Origin of the sequence: Paracoccus shanxieyensis, from assembly GCF_009711265.1 — a bacterium.
Classification (GTDB): Bacteria; Pseudomonadota; Alphaproteobacteria; order Rhodobacterales; family Rhodobacteraceae; genus Paracoccus; species Paracoccus shanxieyensis.
In genome coordinates, this window is record NZ_WMII01000021.1 from 1 (window position 1) to 12683 (window position 12683).

At 59.4% G+C, this 12683-nt stretch carries 15 protein-coding genes and 2 pseudogenes; 10 read left to right on the plus strand and 7 right to left on the minus strand.

What is annotated here, in order from left to right:
• On the minus strand, positions 1-151 hold a 151-nt coding region (locus GL284_RS17365), incomplete at its 3' end, for an FAD-dependent oxidoreductase (protein ID WP_155045905.1).
• A gap of 293 nt (positions 152-444) precedes the next feature.
• On the opposite strand from GL284_RS17365, the gene GL284_RS21350 reads away from it, so the two are divergent.
• Both GL284_RS21350 and GL284_RS21580 read left to right on the plus strand, forming a co-directional pair.
• Positions 445-726, plus strand: coding sequence for a hypothetical protein (locus tag GL284_RS21350; protein ID WP_196216802.1), 282 nt, complete (start codon positions 445-447; stop codon positions 724-726).
• Positions 707-1220, plus strand: a pseudogene (locus GL284_RS21580) (integrase core domain-containing protein); the annotation flags it as partial. The gene GL284_RS21350 and the pseudogene GL284_RS21580, both read left to right, overlap by 20 nt.
• Before the next feature lie 934 nt (positions 1221-2154).
• On the opposite strand, the gene GL284_RS17380 reads toward GL284_RS21580, so the two are convergent.
• The 5 genes from GL284_RS17380 to GL284_RS17400 form a co-directional block, all read right to left on the minus strand.
• Positions 2155-2979, minus strand: coding sequence for an N-acetylmuramoyl-L-alanine amidase (locus tag GL284_RS17380; protein WP_155045865.1), 825 nt, complete (start codon positions 2977-2979; stop codon positions 2155-2157).
• 3 nt (positions 2980-2982) lie between these two features.
• The gene (locus GL284_RS17385) at positions 2983-4197 is read right to left on the minus strand and encodes a hypothetical protein (protein ID WP_155097805.1); all 1215 of its coding nucleotides are present in this window, start codon (positions 4195-4197) and stop codon (positions 2983-2985) included.
• Positions 4188-5006: a hypothetical protein gene (locus GL284_RS17390; protein WP_155045867.1), complete on the minus strand. Its 819-nt coding sequence runs from the start codon at positions 5004-5006 to the stop codon at positions 4188-4190. Before GL284_RS17390 ends, GL284_RS17385 begins: the two co-directional genes overlap by 10 nt.
• A gap of 10 nt (positions 5007-5016) precedes the next feature.
• Positions 5017-5397 carry a hypothetical protein gene (locus tag GL284_RS17395; RefSeq protein WP_155045868.1) on the minus strand — a complete coding sequence of 127 codons (381 nt, stop codon included), beginning with the start codon at positions 5395-5397 and terminating at the stop codon, positions 5017-5019.
• Between the two features lie 419 nt (positions 5398-5816).
• Positions 5817-6257, minus strand: coding sequence for a hypothetical protein (locus GL284_RS17400; protein ID WP_155045869.1), 441 nt, complete (start codon positions 6255-6257; stop codon positions 5817-5819).
• Positions 6258-6521: 264 nt separating this feature from the next.
• Between GL284_RS17400 and GL284_RS17405 the strand changes: the two genes are divergently transcribed.
• On the plus strand, positions 6522-7793 hold the full coding sequence (locus tag GL284_RS17405; RefSeq protein ID WP_155045870.1) for a tyrosine-type recombinase/integrase: 1272 nt from the start codon (positions 6522-6524) through the stop codon (positions 7791-7793).
• A gap of 3 nt (positions 7794-7796) precedes the next feature.
• On the opposite strand, the gene GL284_RS17410 is transcribed toward GL284_RS17405, so the two are convergent.
• Entirely contained in the window at positions 7797-8399 is a 603-nt protein-coding gene (locus GL284_RS17410) for a hypothetical protein (RefSeq protein WP_155045871.1), read from the minus strand.
• 621 nt (positions 8400-9020) lie between these two features.
• Here GL284_RS17410 and GL284_RS17415 point away from each other — a divergent pair.
• The 7 genes and pseudogenes from GL284_RS17415 (at position 9021) to GL284_RS17440 (ending at position 12667) form a co-directional block, all read left to right on the plus strand.
• Positions 9021-9269, plus strand: a complete 249-nt coding sequence (locus GL284_RS17415) for a helix-turn-helix transcriptional regulator (RefSeq protein ID WP_230383153.1) — start codon at positions 9021-9023, stop codon at positions 9267-9269.
• Positions 9266-9502 (plus strand): hypothetical protein, encoded by a 237-nt coding sequence (locus GL284_RS17420; RefSeq protein ID WP_155045872.1) that lies wholly within the window; start codon positions 9266-9268, stop codon positions 9500-9502. The genes GL284_RS17415 and GL284_RS17420 overlap by 4 nt, the downstream gene beginning before the upstream one ends.
• Positions 9502-9897: a VRR-NUC domain-containing protein gene (locus GL284_RS17425; RefSeq protein ID WP_155045907.1), complete on the plus strand. Its 396-nt coding sequence runs from the start codon at positions 9502-9504 to the stop codon at positions 9895-9897. The genes GL284_RS17420 and GL284_RS17425 overlap by 1 nt, the downstream gene beginning before the upstream one ends.
• Positions 9894-10901 carry a helix-turn-helix domain-containing protein gene (locus GL284_RS17430; protein WP_155045873.1) on the plus strand — a complete coding sequence of 336 codons (1008 nt, stop codon included), beginning with the start codon at positions 9894-9896 and terminating at the stop codon, positions 10899-10901. The genes GL284_RS17425 and GL284_RS17430 overlap by 4 nt, the downstream gene beginning before the upstream one ends.
• A 71-nt stretch (positions 10902-10972) precedes the next feature.
• Positions 10973-11368 (plus strand): annotated as a pseudogene (locus GL284_RS21585) (DNA cytosine methyltransferase); the annotation flags it as partial.
• 49 nt (positions 11369-11417) lie between these two features.
• On the plus strand, positions 11418-11990 hold the full coding sequence (locus GL284_RS21590) for a DNA methyltransferase (RefSeq protein WP_230383154.1): 573 nt from the start codon (positions 11418-11420) through the stop codon (positions 11988-11990).
• Positions 11987-12667 (plus strand): hypothetical protein, encoded by a 681-nt coding sequence (locus tag GL284_RS17440; protein WP_155045875.1) that lies wholly within the window; start codon positions 11987-11989, stop codon positions 12665-12667. The genes GL284_RS21590 and GL284_RS17440 overlap by 4 nt, the downstream gene beginning before the upstream one ends.
• The last annotated feature ends 16 nt before the right edge of the window (positions 12668-12683 follow it).

Sequence of the window (12683 nt, forward strand, 5' to 3'; positions counted from 1 at the left end):
TGGTCGAGGCGCTGGAGGTCCCCTGCGCCAGATCGCCCTTCTCGGCCACGGTCACGGACAACCCCCGCCCCACCGCATCCCGCGCAATCCCGCAACCGTTGATCCCACCGCCAAGGATGAAGAGATCCGCCACCGCAGCTTGCGCCGACATGTCTGCCCGTTCCGTCACGAAATCCCCCCTGCGAAGTCCTCCAACTTCGTAAGCGCGAAACTGCACCCGCCTCACGCCTTCGTCAACAGATATTTTCGTTTATGTTTTATTTCGCGTATAAACGAACATTAACTCCGGATATGACGTGGCGTTTTCGCGTATTTCAGCAGAGGCGCGCATTGGCGAATGACCTAGGGTCACGGCTGGCGTGCGGGCGGCAGAACGGGCGGCAGCGGTGGGATTGAGCATCCGGCAGGGGAGATCCTGAAGCTGCCCGGGCCAGGTGCAGGGTTATGGTCGAGGATCTGGCCGGGCGTTTCGACGTTACCCAGCAGACCATCCGCCGCGATAATGGCCGAGGCGAGCTTGCCGGACCGAGCGGTGCGGCGCTGCGTGAGGGCGCGGTCAATCTGGGCGATGGATCGCGCCACCGTATGACTGCCGAAGGACAAGGCCGCCATCGGTGCCGCCTGCCCCCGGCTGAACAGCGCAGGATCATCTTGCCGTTGCCGGTGAGAAGGTTGCCGCTGATCCGGTTGGCGCTGCAATGGCTCATTGATGGACGTGGAGGATGATGTCACGCGCGACTGCCTGACGGCGATCCCTGACACATCAATCTCGGCCGCCGGGTGGCGCGCGAGCTGACAGCCCTGATCGAGCAGCGCGGCAGGCCGGGATGATTGTTTCTGACAATTGCACCGAACTGACCCCGAACGCGATCCCGAGATGGCGCGCCGAGCAGAAGATCGAATGGCATGACATCGCGCCGGGAAAGCAAATGCAGAACGGCTTCGTGGAAAGCCTCGATGGTCGGATGCGGCACGAATTTCTCAATGAGACGCGGTTTCAAGCGATATCACCCATGCTCTCGCATCTGATCGCCGCATAGGTCACCGATGACAACACCGAACGGCCAAACTCAATCATCGGTTGTCAGATCCCGGCAGGCTTCGCCCCAGCCTTCGCAATGGCTCGCCCCGCTGCGCTATATGAAAGGTTAAGCTCCGCGCGCCAGATGATTGTTCAAACCGCGCACAAGAGCGTAAGTGACCAAAGGGCTGCGGTCGCACTGGATGAAGGTTCAGTGGCAGGGCGTCTGAATGTGGACCTGATACCCGCACAGCAAAAAGCCTCCCGATTACGGGAGGTTGTTGAAAGTGTAGGATTTGGTTGCGGGAGTAGGATTTGAACCTACGACCTTCAGGTTATGAGCCGAACTCCTTAATTCTCATGACTCTTTTCTTTTCAGAGACTTAACGTGCAAGCCTTTGAGACGGCAGACTTTTTCGAGAACTATCGGCGCTTCTCGCCGGATTTGGACGGATCAACGTGCGCACAGCGACGCATTCGCGGGTTGACCAGACGTTGACAAGCGATGTTCATCGAACGCGAAAGCCATCCCTACATCCCTTGGATCGGTCTCGACGCGAAGGGCGAAGAGCGGACGGTCGCTGCGCAAAGGATGGAGGTCAGCAATGCGGGACAAACCGGCCGTTCGCGCCCGCAGCACGGGAGTGTTCGCACTTGCAACATGAACAGTCCGCCGGGCGGTTAGCGGCCCGCTGCGGGGCATCATGGCAATCAGGACATGGCTGCGGAAGCAATCATTCAAGTGCCGCGCAGCGAAACCAGATCGGGCAGTGAACGGTCGTTTGCTGCATCCTGAACGAATGGAAACGACGAGCATGAAGCGGGATTTGACTAAGCAACTCAGAGATAGCTGGGCAAGACGCCTAGACGCCATGATCGGGCAGTATGCTAAACTAGGTTGGCGGCCTCTCCCGCGACACTCTCCGTTCGAGGGTTGCACCAGTTTGGCTGGTGCCAAGCCTCATGTTTTGATTCCCCCTTCGAACGCTTGATCACCTCCGACAAAGTCCTGCCGGCGATGAATCATGTTCTGCAATCCGCGTCGAGAGCCAACTATTTTCAGCAGGCTGATAACCGCCGGATTACTCGAGACTCTCGACCACAAAAACAAGCTGAAAATTCTGGTTCAGAAGCTAATTTTCAGACGATGGTAGTGTTACTATATACCTCAGTGAAGCCGCTAGGTTGCTTGCTATTACTGGGGATGTTTCAATGAGCTTATCCTCGATTTCGGGGCAGGTTAATTCACCAATTTCCAGTAGTCCAGACATGATATCCGCATTGACTTTAGGATACATATAGTATTTGGCAGAATTCGCAGTATATCCATCTTTCATGAAATCATCATATTCGTATCCAAACGCTCTCGCAAGCGAAAAACCAACAGCATGCATCGCGTGCAGAGAACTCGTATCCTTATATGCCAAACTTGGGCCTACGACGCAGCCTTTTGCGTTGCCATCTGCGTGTACGCTCAAGAATACCTTCGCTTTAAGTGGAGAAGATACTCCATCTGCCGGCACGACGAGCACATTGAATTGCTCATCCTTAAGTTTTTTAGCAGCGTGAGAAACTATGTATGCGACAATTCTTTGCTCGGAAACTCTTGCTCCCTGCGCCCCTGTGGCGCCGGTTTTTCTCTTGTAATGTCCAGGCTGAAGAATGATATCGTATTCCGCTCCCACTTCACCCGTAGAAGTACCTTCAATTTCAGGGAGAGAGTTTATTTCAGATAAGAGAACTGAAAATTGGTCATCAGACATTGCCCCTAGTTCTATGCTGCTCAACTCGGAAGCTAAGCTCGATAACCTAAGAGCTTGGATGTTCTCTGTAAGTGATTCTATAATCTCTTGAGATGTTTCCTCTATGATAGGCACTTCAGCCTCCTCAGCGCTTAATCCACTAGGAAGAGAAGCTAGCAAAATCGCAGCGACTACTATGGTTGGCACAGTTTTCATAAGTCATTCCTCCGTTAGACTTTCTATATCGTCTTCTATATCATTCATTATTTTATAGTACTCCGCCTCCACATCTTTAGAACATTCGCCAACGCCAAGGATTATAAAGAAAATAGACCCATACTGCCCGGGCTGGCCGTCTCCATATCGAACGGGCATTGCAAGTGCCACCATTAAGCCGGCACTGGGATCACACCGAGGTGTCCCTGGAGTATAAGAGGTAACTCCGACTAGTTCACCATAGCTTATCAATTTACTCGGCACCACTCCAGAAATATTGTTTAAAATAAAATCAGAGGAGGCTGTTCCGAACAGCTCAACTTCCTCGGCTGGGGTTAGGCGATTGAAGCTGCTATTCAGTAGAATGTTATCTAGCCATTCACCCGCCTTACTAAGGGTGTACGATCTCCTATCAGATATCTCTAGTGCTCGCCGGAAACCGCTCATCAGATTGAGGGAGATGACTCTTGCTTTGAACATTGTATCAACTCCGTGCGCCTTGGCGGCTCGGTCGATTTCGTAATTAAAATCCGTAGTGTCATCCAGTTCGGCAAATGCAAGTGTATCAGACCTGGAGGGGTCAATTTTTTTAGCTATTAGACCAGGAGGTAAGCCGCCATCAAAGTAATATACGAGTTCGTAAGAGTTAAAAGAACTAAATTTAAACCTCTCATCAAGTGTGTTAAATGAATGCAAAAAGTACCCACCTTTCCTCGCCCTGTCCGCGACGAACCCAACTCGCTGCGATGAAATCATTTGCAGCGGAATCGGTAGCAATGTTGGCGGCGCAAAGGATACGGTTTCCATTTCCGATCCACACATCGTCGCTTCGGTTAAGTAATCATTTACAGTGTTAACGTATTTATCCCGATAGTTGAGCACCAAGTCCTCGGAGAAGTCAGGACTTATAGGGCGTGCACACACAACCGTCATTCCGCTTGAGGATTCTGAATAAAAGCATGAAAAATCGGTAGGCAAGCCTTTTGGACTTTCACGCAAACATAAAGTTTCTCCCAGATGATGCGCAAACAACTTTTCAAGCGCATTAACGGGCTCTCTGCATGAAATAGACCCATCGCCCTCTGGTGGATCCGCAATTTCACGCGAAAGCTCGCAATTGTTTAAAACACTTAATTCACTAGCACCAGCGGTTAGCGGCATGAGGAGGTTGGCGTGACTGATTGCGACAATGGTTGCCAATGCCTTGATCAATCGCATTTCTCCACTGCCCCTTTGAAATCATTAAGCCGAGACGTTAAAACTATATTCTTAGCATACTGATAAACATCCTCGATTTCCGTTGCTTGAATTGTCGTAGGAGCGTAATAACCGAACCTAAACGCAATCGAACGATCATGTGGCCTTCCGTGTGCGTCTCGAATGCTCGGATCAAAATCACCAATCAATTTCAGATTATGATTAAACAAGTTTATGTTGCCCTCGTCGAGGGCTGTTTTAAACAAGAATCCCGCTAGGACATCCGCTCCAAGCTCTAATTTGAGTCTGCATTCCTTTATGGCCGCGGCCATGCTTCCTGATCGTTTGAACTGATAAATGTGTGATAGTTCATGCGTAATTGGAGCGATATAGCTTTCATGAGGCGCGGCAATCTCTTCATAGATGGGATACCTAATAGTATAGGTTCTTTCTCCACTTGGCTTTGAAACTCCCTCGGTTGATGAAAATTTTCCGTTCAAACATCCGATGAAAGCTATGTTGTTCAAATCTAAACCAAGGGCATTTGACGCAAGTCGCACATATTTCTCATCTTTAATTTTGTAAGGGTCATCCTGACAGGGCGGAGTTGATGGGCTGTGGACTAAAGATTTGGCAAAAGTGCTTTCTGGTGTGGTTAAAGTTGCAATGGTTAGAGTTATAAAAGCCCCAGCAGATCTGCTGGATTTATTTGAGCACCCAACGAATGAGAACGCTCCGTAAATCCAAGAAAACATAGCACCTGCAGTATTGCAGCAGCTTAAGCCCGATAATGGCTTGTCCTTGTATATTTGATATCTGAATTTTTCCACTGATTTTCAATTAGTTTGACGGTGTAAAGCTGATGAAATAAACCTTTCCCGTCGACGGCCGAATTCCAATCGTCCAATCTATGATATTTCCGCCTGCGTGCCTCGCTCTATAGAGTGACATGGTTCCGTCATTATGATCTTTTTGATCTATCAAATCCATGTCGATAGCCGGACCTGCAACTGCGATTGCTTGATAGCAACCCATGCCGCCCGTCTGGCTGGCAATTATATTGAAGACGTTTTGTTCCAGCACTTGGTATGCTTCAGGGGGGCCGCATTTCTGAAATGCGGAGATCAGACTCGCTAAAATTTTGTCTGGTTGAGACTGCGCATTGCTTGCCGTTGGTATCGAAAGCGCAATCAATAATGAAGCCAGAAGCTTGGTTAACATTTACATTCCCCCTCGTAAGCAGAGGTATTGTCAGTGCGAATCGGTTTTTTTTCAATTATTCTTTTCGGTGTCGGCATTCGCCGCCCTTGAGCGCCGATAGATATGCGTCCCGGACCGCGTTCCAACCCAGCGACTACCATGCATTGTTTATCGTCATGGGTATGCTGCACCCACGAACGACGGCTTCGTCCGGCTCCGCTGTAAGCTCACCAAGGATTTCGCTGTGCCTTGTCTCAGCGGCCGCTTCAGAGAGATGCGGCAGGGCAGCATGCGTCTCGGTAGGGGGGTGTGTGGCTCACTTCTTCGCTGCTCCCGCGAACGCACGCGTACGCTGCGGGCAGGACGAGTGTCTGCGAAGGGCTCCAAGTGGACCTTCGTTGCAATGAAGTCGAACGGCAGCTCTGGGCAACTCTCCGCCCCTACCCCTTCGGCGTCACATCCTTCATCCCATGCTGCAGCAACAATGAGACCTGTTCTGCGGTGAACTTGAACTCCTGGCCATCTGGGATCCGCTCGGCTGACACCGGGTATTTCGGGCGGCGGGGGTCGATGCCGGTGATGCGGAACTGCTCGCGCCCGGTGCTGAACTGGCGGCCGTAATCGGCGGGGGAAAGCCCAAAGGCCTCGGACAGCGCCTCGAACCGAAGCCGCTCGGGATCGAGAGCGCTGCCATCCGGCAGGGGGATCGAGACGCGGAAGGTGGCATCGAACCCCCAGCGCAGGTCGGCGCCGGTGATGTCGCGCGGCTCGACCACCAGGCCATGACGAGCGGCGACGGCTTCGCAGGCCTTCAGCATTTCAGCTTGCAGGCGCCGGCACAGCACGGGCGTCAGGTTTCTTGGTGGCTTGGCGCTGGGCATGGAAGTTTCGTGTTTGGGGTGTGCCGACAGGATTACCTCTTGCGCGGCCTCCGATCAAACCATCGGCGCAGAAGGGGGCGGGCGTCCGTCTGTTCCCCACCCCGTGCGCAGGGCAAAGTCACCTAACACCTTGTTTTTCTTTTTTAGGAATTGTCACCCGGCCTTCAATTCCACCTTCCGCCTATATTCCGGTCCCGGTCCCGTGATCCGACTTGATCGTGGCGCGGGTCTACGCCTGTGTCGTCGGGCAAGGAGGCGGGATGGATGGTCAAACGACTGAAACTGAGTGAGAAAACTCTGCGCGAGGCGGAACCCAAGCCCGGCGTCAGCTATCAGATTTTTGACACGGAGGTTATCGGCTTCGCCGCCCGGGTGCAGGCTTCCGGGGCGCGGACCTTCACCATCGACTACCGGCACGCCGGTCGGCAGCGGCGGATGACCATCGGGCGATGGCCGGAATGGAGTGTCACGGCCGCGCGCGAACGCGCCAAGGAACTGCGCCGCGCCATCGACGAAGGGCAGGATCCTCTGGCGGCGCGCGACGAGTGGCGCGGGGCCCCGCGCGTCACGGACTTGATCGACCGCTACATCGCCGAGCACCTGCCAAAACTTGCCAAGACCAATGCGGGCGACCAGGTCTCGATGCTGAAGAAGATGGTGGAACCGGCCTGGGGCACCCGGCTGGTGACGGAAATCACCAAGTCCGACGTCGCGAAGTTTCTCGATTTCGTGGCCGAGGGCCGCCCCCGCCCCTGCAAGCCAAAGCCCAACAACCGGGCCCGCAAGCTGCAGGGTCACAAGCCTACCCCGATCCGCGCCAACCGCATGGGCGAGGTGCTGCGCAAGATGTTTACGCTGGCGATGGAATGGGAATGGCGGGCGGACAATCCGGCGCAGGGGTTCCATCGGAGGCTCGAACATGCCCGCGAGCGGTTCCTGTCGCCCGAAGAACTGACCCGGCTGGCATCCGTGCTGGATGCCGCCGAGGATCAGCGCGCCGCGGCGATCATCCGCATGTGCATGTTGACGGGCGCCCGGGTGGGCGAGGTCCGAACGGCCCGGTTCGAACAGTTCAACCTCGACTATGCCATCTGGTCGAAACCCGCCTCTACCACCAAGCAGCGCAAGATCCACCGCGTGCCGATTTCGCAGGACGTCGCAGCCATCGTGCGCTTGCGCCAGCAGGTGGTGCCGAGCGGCAATCCGTGGCTTTTTCCCGGCGACACGGTTGGCCAGCCTGTGCGGGAAATCCGCCGCTTCTGGGCCAAGGCTCAGAAGGATGCCGGGCTGGCCGACGTCCGCATCCACGATTTACGCCACACCTTCGCCTCGCTTCTGGTCAGCGGCGGCGCGTCGCTGGAAATGATCGGCAAGCTCTTGGGCCACAGTCAGATGCAGACCACCCAGCGTTATGCGCACTTGATGGATTCCCCCCTGCGGGCGGGCGTCGATACGGTGGCCAGCCTCCTGCGCCCCCGGCCGCGCCTCGTGCATGACGCGGCGCAGGACGGGGCCGACCTGCCGAAATCGGCCTGACCCTCACACGGTTTCCTCGCCGCGCAGCTTGCGCCAGAGCGAGGTCAGCCGTTTGCGGATGGTGCTTTCATCCGGCACCTCGCCCGACTTCGAATTCTGGACGAACCAGTCCTGCACCAGTGAAACCAACGCTGTCTGTGTGTCCGGAACGCCTTTTTCGAACAGGAGAACGGTCAGCCACGCGTACATGGAATCCCAGTCGTACCGCGGGCTGGCACCGACGGTGGAGGCCGGGCGGCGCAGCAGATCGCGCTCTTCCTCGAACTGCTGCAAGGATCCTGCCGACAGGAGAAGGTCCGACGACCGGATCGGCACGCCGTCGGGAGGGTCGGTCACCTTGAGCCAGTTCTTGGTCCCGGGCGGCATCACGCGCCGCAGCCACGCCTGTTCGTCGCTCGGGCCGATCCTTCTGAACATTGGCATCAGCTCTGCAATCGGCACTTCGACCAGACCGGCGACCGTTTCCTCGCCGCAACTGACCGGTGGAATGCCAGCCAGAACCTGAAGGTGTCCTGCCGCGGCCCAACCTGCGACGTCGGCCGGGGGACAACCCCAGCGCACGGCAATTTCGTAGATCGAATAGAAGGCGACGGGCGGCAAAGGCATGATCGAACTCCTCTCAGACATACGGCATCCTTCGGCCAGGGCCGTTGGATTGCGGGTTACAAAAACCCGCCGTGCCAAGCACGCGGGTGGACCGGCTGCAGCCCACGTCGTCGAGGAAAACTGCCTGAAATTGGGCACCCCACCCCAAGAGGCGCGGCACCTGACTGCGGTTGCCTTGTCGATTCTTATGTTCTGCTCAACCACGAATCTACGCATCCGGAAGGCGAGCGATCAACCAGAATCCTACGCTGGTGCGACGGAACAAAAAAAGAACTTGTGGATATCGTCCAGAACCCCCGGAACCCGACCGGAACGGTCCATTCCGGCAATTCCGGTCGCTGCGAAACCGGCGAAACCGCCTCAGCGCCGCCCAATCAGCCCCAAGCCGACGAAGCGATGGCGACGAAGTGCGGATCGCGCCAGGAACCGGCGCTTGGGATGCGCTGCGAGGGCTGCGGCAACGCCTGTCGCGCCGCGCGCTATCCGCTGAAAGTCCAATAAAACAAGGGGTGGAATTGGGAGATAGCGGCCAGTTCCACCTTCCGCCTGTCTTCCGGTCCTCGCGCTCTGCTTCGCTGGAACCGCCCCCGGCAGAGGGGCGCGAGGCGAACGGAGCAGCCCATGAAAGACATGCAAGATGACCCGGTGGAGGAGACCCCTGACCTCCTGGCCGACTGGATCAGCCGCGAGCAGCTGGCCCGCGCGCTGGGTTTGACCACAGACACTTTGTCGCGGTGGGAGGCTCGCCGCCAAGGGCCGCCCTGCACACGCATAGGTCGCAAGACCTTCTATCGCCGCGCCGCCATCCAGGAATGGATCCGCGCGCAGGAACAGGCCCACCCGGTGCGCAAGACGCGGGGGCGGTCATGACCATCCAGCCCCGCAATTCAGCCTGGCCCGCTGAGCGAGTGACCGAAGCCCGCGCCATCATCGCCGATGTCGCCCATCACAGCGACCAGCTGATCCGACTCGCCTGCAACGTACTCGTCCAGCATGGCGAGACCTCAGCCGAGCGGGAGGAGGCGCAGCGCCTGCTGGTTGTCGTCGACGCACGACGGCCGGTTCGGCGCGCCCAACGTGAGGACCAGGGGAGGGCCCCGTGATGATGCGCCGTGGTACCCCCGAAGCCGATCTGCAGCGCGCAGTGGTTCAGGCCCTGCGCATCGCCCTACCCCGCTCGACCATCATCCATCACTGTGCCAACGAGGTGACCGAGGCCGGGCCTCGCGGCGCCAAGCGCCAGGCGATCCTCGTCGGCATGGGCGTGCACGCCGGGTTCGCCGACCTGATGGTGATCTGCGATGGCCGCATCCTGTTCCTCGAGCTGAAAGCGCCGAAAGGGCGGCTGCGGCCGGAGCAGGTGGCGTTCCGCGAAGCGGTGCAGGCGCAGGGGTTCGGCTGGGCGCTGGTGCGCAGTCTCGACGATGCGCTGGGCGCGCTGGCCGATCACGGCTTCACCACGCGCATCACCCTTTCCCAGCGGAGGCCCGCGCCATGAGCCACGAGGCCACCAACTGGGCCATCAAGCAGCGTGGGTTGAAGCCGACGACCAAGATCGTGCTCTGGCATCTCTGCGACCGGTTCAACCCGGATTACGGCTGCTTCCCCTCGCAGGACCGGCTGGCGCATGACTGCGAAATCAGCCGGTCGACGTTGAACGAACATCTTGGCCAGCTGGAGGCGGTAGGCTTGCTGCGCCGCGTGCCGCGGCTCGATCCCGTGACCAAGCGCCAGCTGCCCACCCGCTACATCCTGGGGTTCGAGCCGGGCTTTACACCTGTGGCTGTAGTGCCGTGTCCGGAAACCGGACACGGGGAATGCCCCCATGCAGAAATCGCCGACATGGCAGAGGGTTCGCACGTCGACGTGGGGTCGGAGGGGCTGCCGTGTCCAGATTTCGGACACGGGATCGACGCCGGAGCCGTGTCCGATTTTCCGGCCGAGCCGTGTCCGGAAAATGCCCAAAGCCGTGTCCGGATTTCGGACACTAACCCTGTAAGGGAACCTCTAAGTAAACCAGTAAAGGAGGAGGAGGGCGCGCGGGCGCGCGCGGCGATTTCCGATCAGGTTTTCGGGGAACTGCTCGACGCGCTAGGCCTCGACCCCGACGCCCTGCCCGGCTGGTGGCAAGGCTGGCCGCCCCGACTGCATGTCCAGCGCTGGTGCGACGAACTGGGCCTGACCGAAGCGGAAATCGTGCCTGCGGCCGAGGCCTCCCGCCAGGAGCACCCCGAACCGCCCGATGGCCCGAAGGCACTGGACCGGGCGATGCAAAGGGCGGCCCAGCACAAAGCTGAAGATGCAACGCGGAAGCGCCGAAAGCCCAAGGCGGCCCCTGCCCCGGCCACGAAGCCGATCACCGACCTCCCTGCCTTCTACGCCGATCTGGTCAACTCCGACCGCTACCTGCCGGTCAGCGCGATCAGCAACACGATGCGCGACGCCATGCTGGCCCGGGGGCTCGTGACAGCCGAACGCCTGCGCGAGCGCGGGGTGCGGTGAATGGCATGGTGCTTCGTCCCCGGCACGGATTGTCCCTCTGCGCAGGCGGCGGAGGCCTTGATCTGGGCCTCATGCTCGCCGAGCCCGGCTATCACACCCGCGCCTTCGTCGAATGGGAGGACTGGCCAAGGGCGGTCCTCATCGCCGCGCAAGCAGCCGGATACTTCGTCCCGGCCCCAATCTGGACCGACCTGCGCAGCTTTGACGCCCGTCCCTTCCGCGGCGCCTTCGATGCCATCCTTGCTGGATATCCCTGCCAGCCCTTCAGCGCGGCAGGAAAGCGTGGCGGCGCCGACGACCCCCGCCACCTCTGGCCCGACGTCGCGCGGGTCATCGGCGAATGCCGCCCGGAATGGGTCTTCCTCGAAAATGTCGCCGGGCATGTCACCCTCGGCCTCGAGACCGTCCTGCGAGAGCTTTGGAGCATGGGCTACACGCCTGCGGCGGGCCTGTTCTCGGCGGCAGAGGTCGGCGCGCCGCATGAGCGGCTGCGGATCTTCATCCTGGCCCACACCGATGAGCCTGCATCCCGGCACAAGCCGCGACAACCCGGCCGGGAACAGCGACTTCACGAGGATGGCCGAGGCGCTGGCGCTGGGCATCGCGAAAGCCCTGCCGAGCCACTGGCCCACCCCGGCGGCCCAGAACTGGAAGGGCAGCAGCGAAGCGAGCATCACCCGCACCGACGGCAAGTCCCGGATGGACCTGCTGCACTATCGGGCGGAGCAGGGCTTCACCCGCCCGGCCCCGGCGATCTCGCTGCATGGGCTGCGGTCCTCGCCGCACGCCCCGATCTCGCGCCCCCTCTGGGCTTCGATGATTGCCTCGCATGGGCGCGTCGTCTCGCGGCGGATCCTGAAGGGCCGGTCGCGGCGGCGGCTGCACCCGCTCTTCGTCGGATGGCTGATGGGCTGGCCCATCGGGCACGCGCTCTGCGCCTGCTCGGCAACGGAGTTCACCCTCTGGCAACGGCACATGCGTGGCGCTCTCTCGCAGCTGCCCATGGCCTCGGGCCCGTGGATCTGGTGGCCGACGGACAATGCCCAGCGCCCGGCGCAGATGGATTTCCTTGAAGGATTGCAGTCATGAGTTTCCACGGCCGCGTCAGCGGCACCAGGATCAAGCGCGCGCTGGGCGTGCAGGCGGCGCTGGAATGGGCGTTCCGGATCGAACAGGCGCAGCTGGAACTACCCCTGCCCCCGGACGTCACCGAGGAAGGTTTCGGCTTCGGCCTGGAATACGTCCTGCTCCAGCGCGCCGTGCTGGGCTGCATGATCGACGGCGGTCAGCACAAGATCGGCGGCTATACCCACGAGGACGCCGAGGTGATCGCCGCCACCGTCGCCGGGATCCCCGACAGCCTGGGTGGCAAGCGCATGGCGATCCGCGTTGCCGAACTTGCCCGGGCCGGGCTGACCCCCGACTGGATGCCTGGCGCCATCCCGCGCTGCGTGCCCACCATCGTGAAACAGAACCAGCATGGGACGCATGCAGGCGCCATCGTCGTGGGCACCGAACGCATCCGCGTGCGCGGCCCGGGCGCGCGCGCAGCATGGAAAACCATCGATGTCCTCGCATGTCCCGTCACCTTCCGCCCCCATCCCCATCAGATCGAGGCCGCCCGTCGCGGCTATGACGACTGGCGGCAGGCGCTGGGCTGGGTCCGCGAGGGGCTCATCGCGGGCGGGATGCTGCGCGAGGTCGAGGTGACGGCGGCTATGCCGAAGGCGCGGCCGTGGGAAAGAACCCCGCCAAGCCGCTGTTAGCGGCTGGATTTCGCCC

Coding starts and splice junctions, on each gene's coding strand:
- GL284_RS21350 (WP_196216802.1), top strand. CDS start 445: ATGGTCGAGGATCTGGCCGGGCGTTTCGACGTTACCCAGCAGACCATC.
- GL284_RS17420 (WP_155045872.1), top strand. CDS start 9,266: ATGACCATCCAGCCCCGCAATTCAGCCTGGCCCGCTGAGCGAGTGACC.
- GL284_RS17395 (WP_155045868.1), bottom strand. CDS start 5,397: ATGTTAACCAAGCTTCTGGCTTCATTATTGATTGCGCTTTCGATACCA.
- GL284_RS17440 (WP_155045875.1), top strand. CDS start 11,987: ATGAGTTTCCACGGCCGCGTCAGCGGCACCAGGATCAAGCGCGCGCTG.
- GL284_RS17405 (WP_155045870.1), top strand. CDS start 6,522: ATGGTCAAACGACTGAAACTGAGTGAGAAAACTCTGCGCGAGGCGGAA.
- GL284_RS17425 (WP_155045907.1), top strand. CDS start 9,502: ATGATGCGCCGTGGTACCCCCGAAGCCGATCTGCAGCGCGCAGTGGTT.
- GL284_RS17415 (WP_230383153.1), top strand. CDS start 9,021: ATGAAAGACATGCAAGATGACCCGGTGGAGGAGACCCCTGACCTCCTG.
- GL284_RS17385 (WP_155097805.1), bottom strand. CDS start 4,197: ATGCGATTGATCAAGGCATTGGCAACCATTGTCGCAATCAGTCACGCC.
- GL284_RS21590 (WP_230383154.1), top strand. CDS start 11,418: ATGAGCCTGCATCCCGGCACAAGCCGCGACAACCCGGCCGGGAACAGC.
- GL284_RS17400 (WP_155045869.1), bottom strand. CDS start 6,257: ATGCCCAGCGCCAAGCCACCAAGAAACCTGACGCCCGTGCTGTGCCGG.
- GL284_RS17410 (WP_155045871.1), bottom strand. CDS start 8,399: ATGCCTTTGCCGCCCGTCGCCTTCTATTCGATCTACGAAATTGCCGTG.
- GL284_RS17430 (WP_155045873.1), top strand. CDS start 9,894: ATGAGCCACGAGGCCACCAACTGGGCCATCAAGCAGCGTGGGTTGAAG.
- GL284_RS17380 (WP_155045865.1), bottom strand. CDS start 2,979: ATGAAAACTGTGCCAACCATAGTAGTCGCTGCGATTTTGCTAGCTTCT.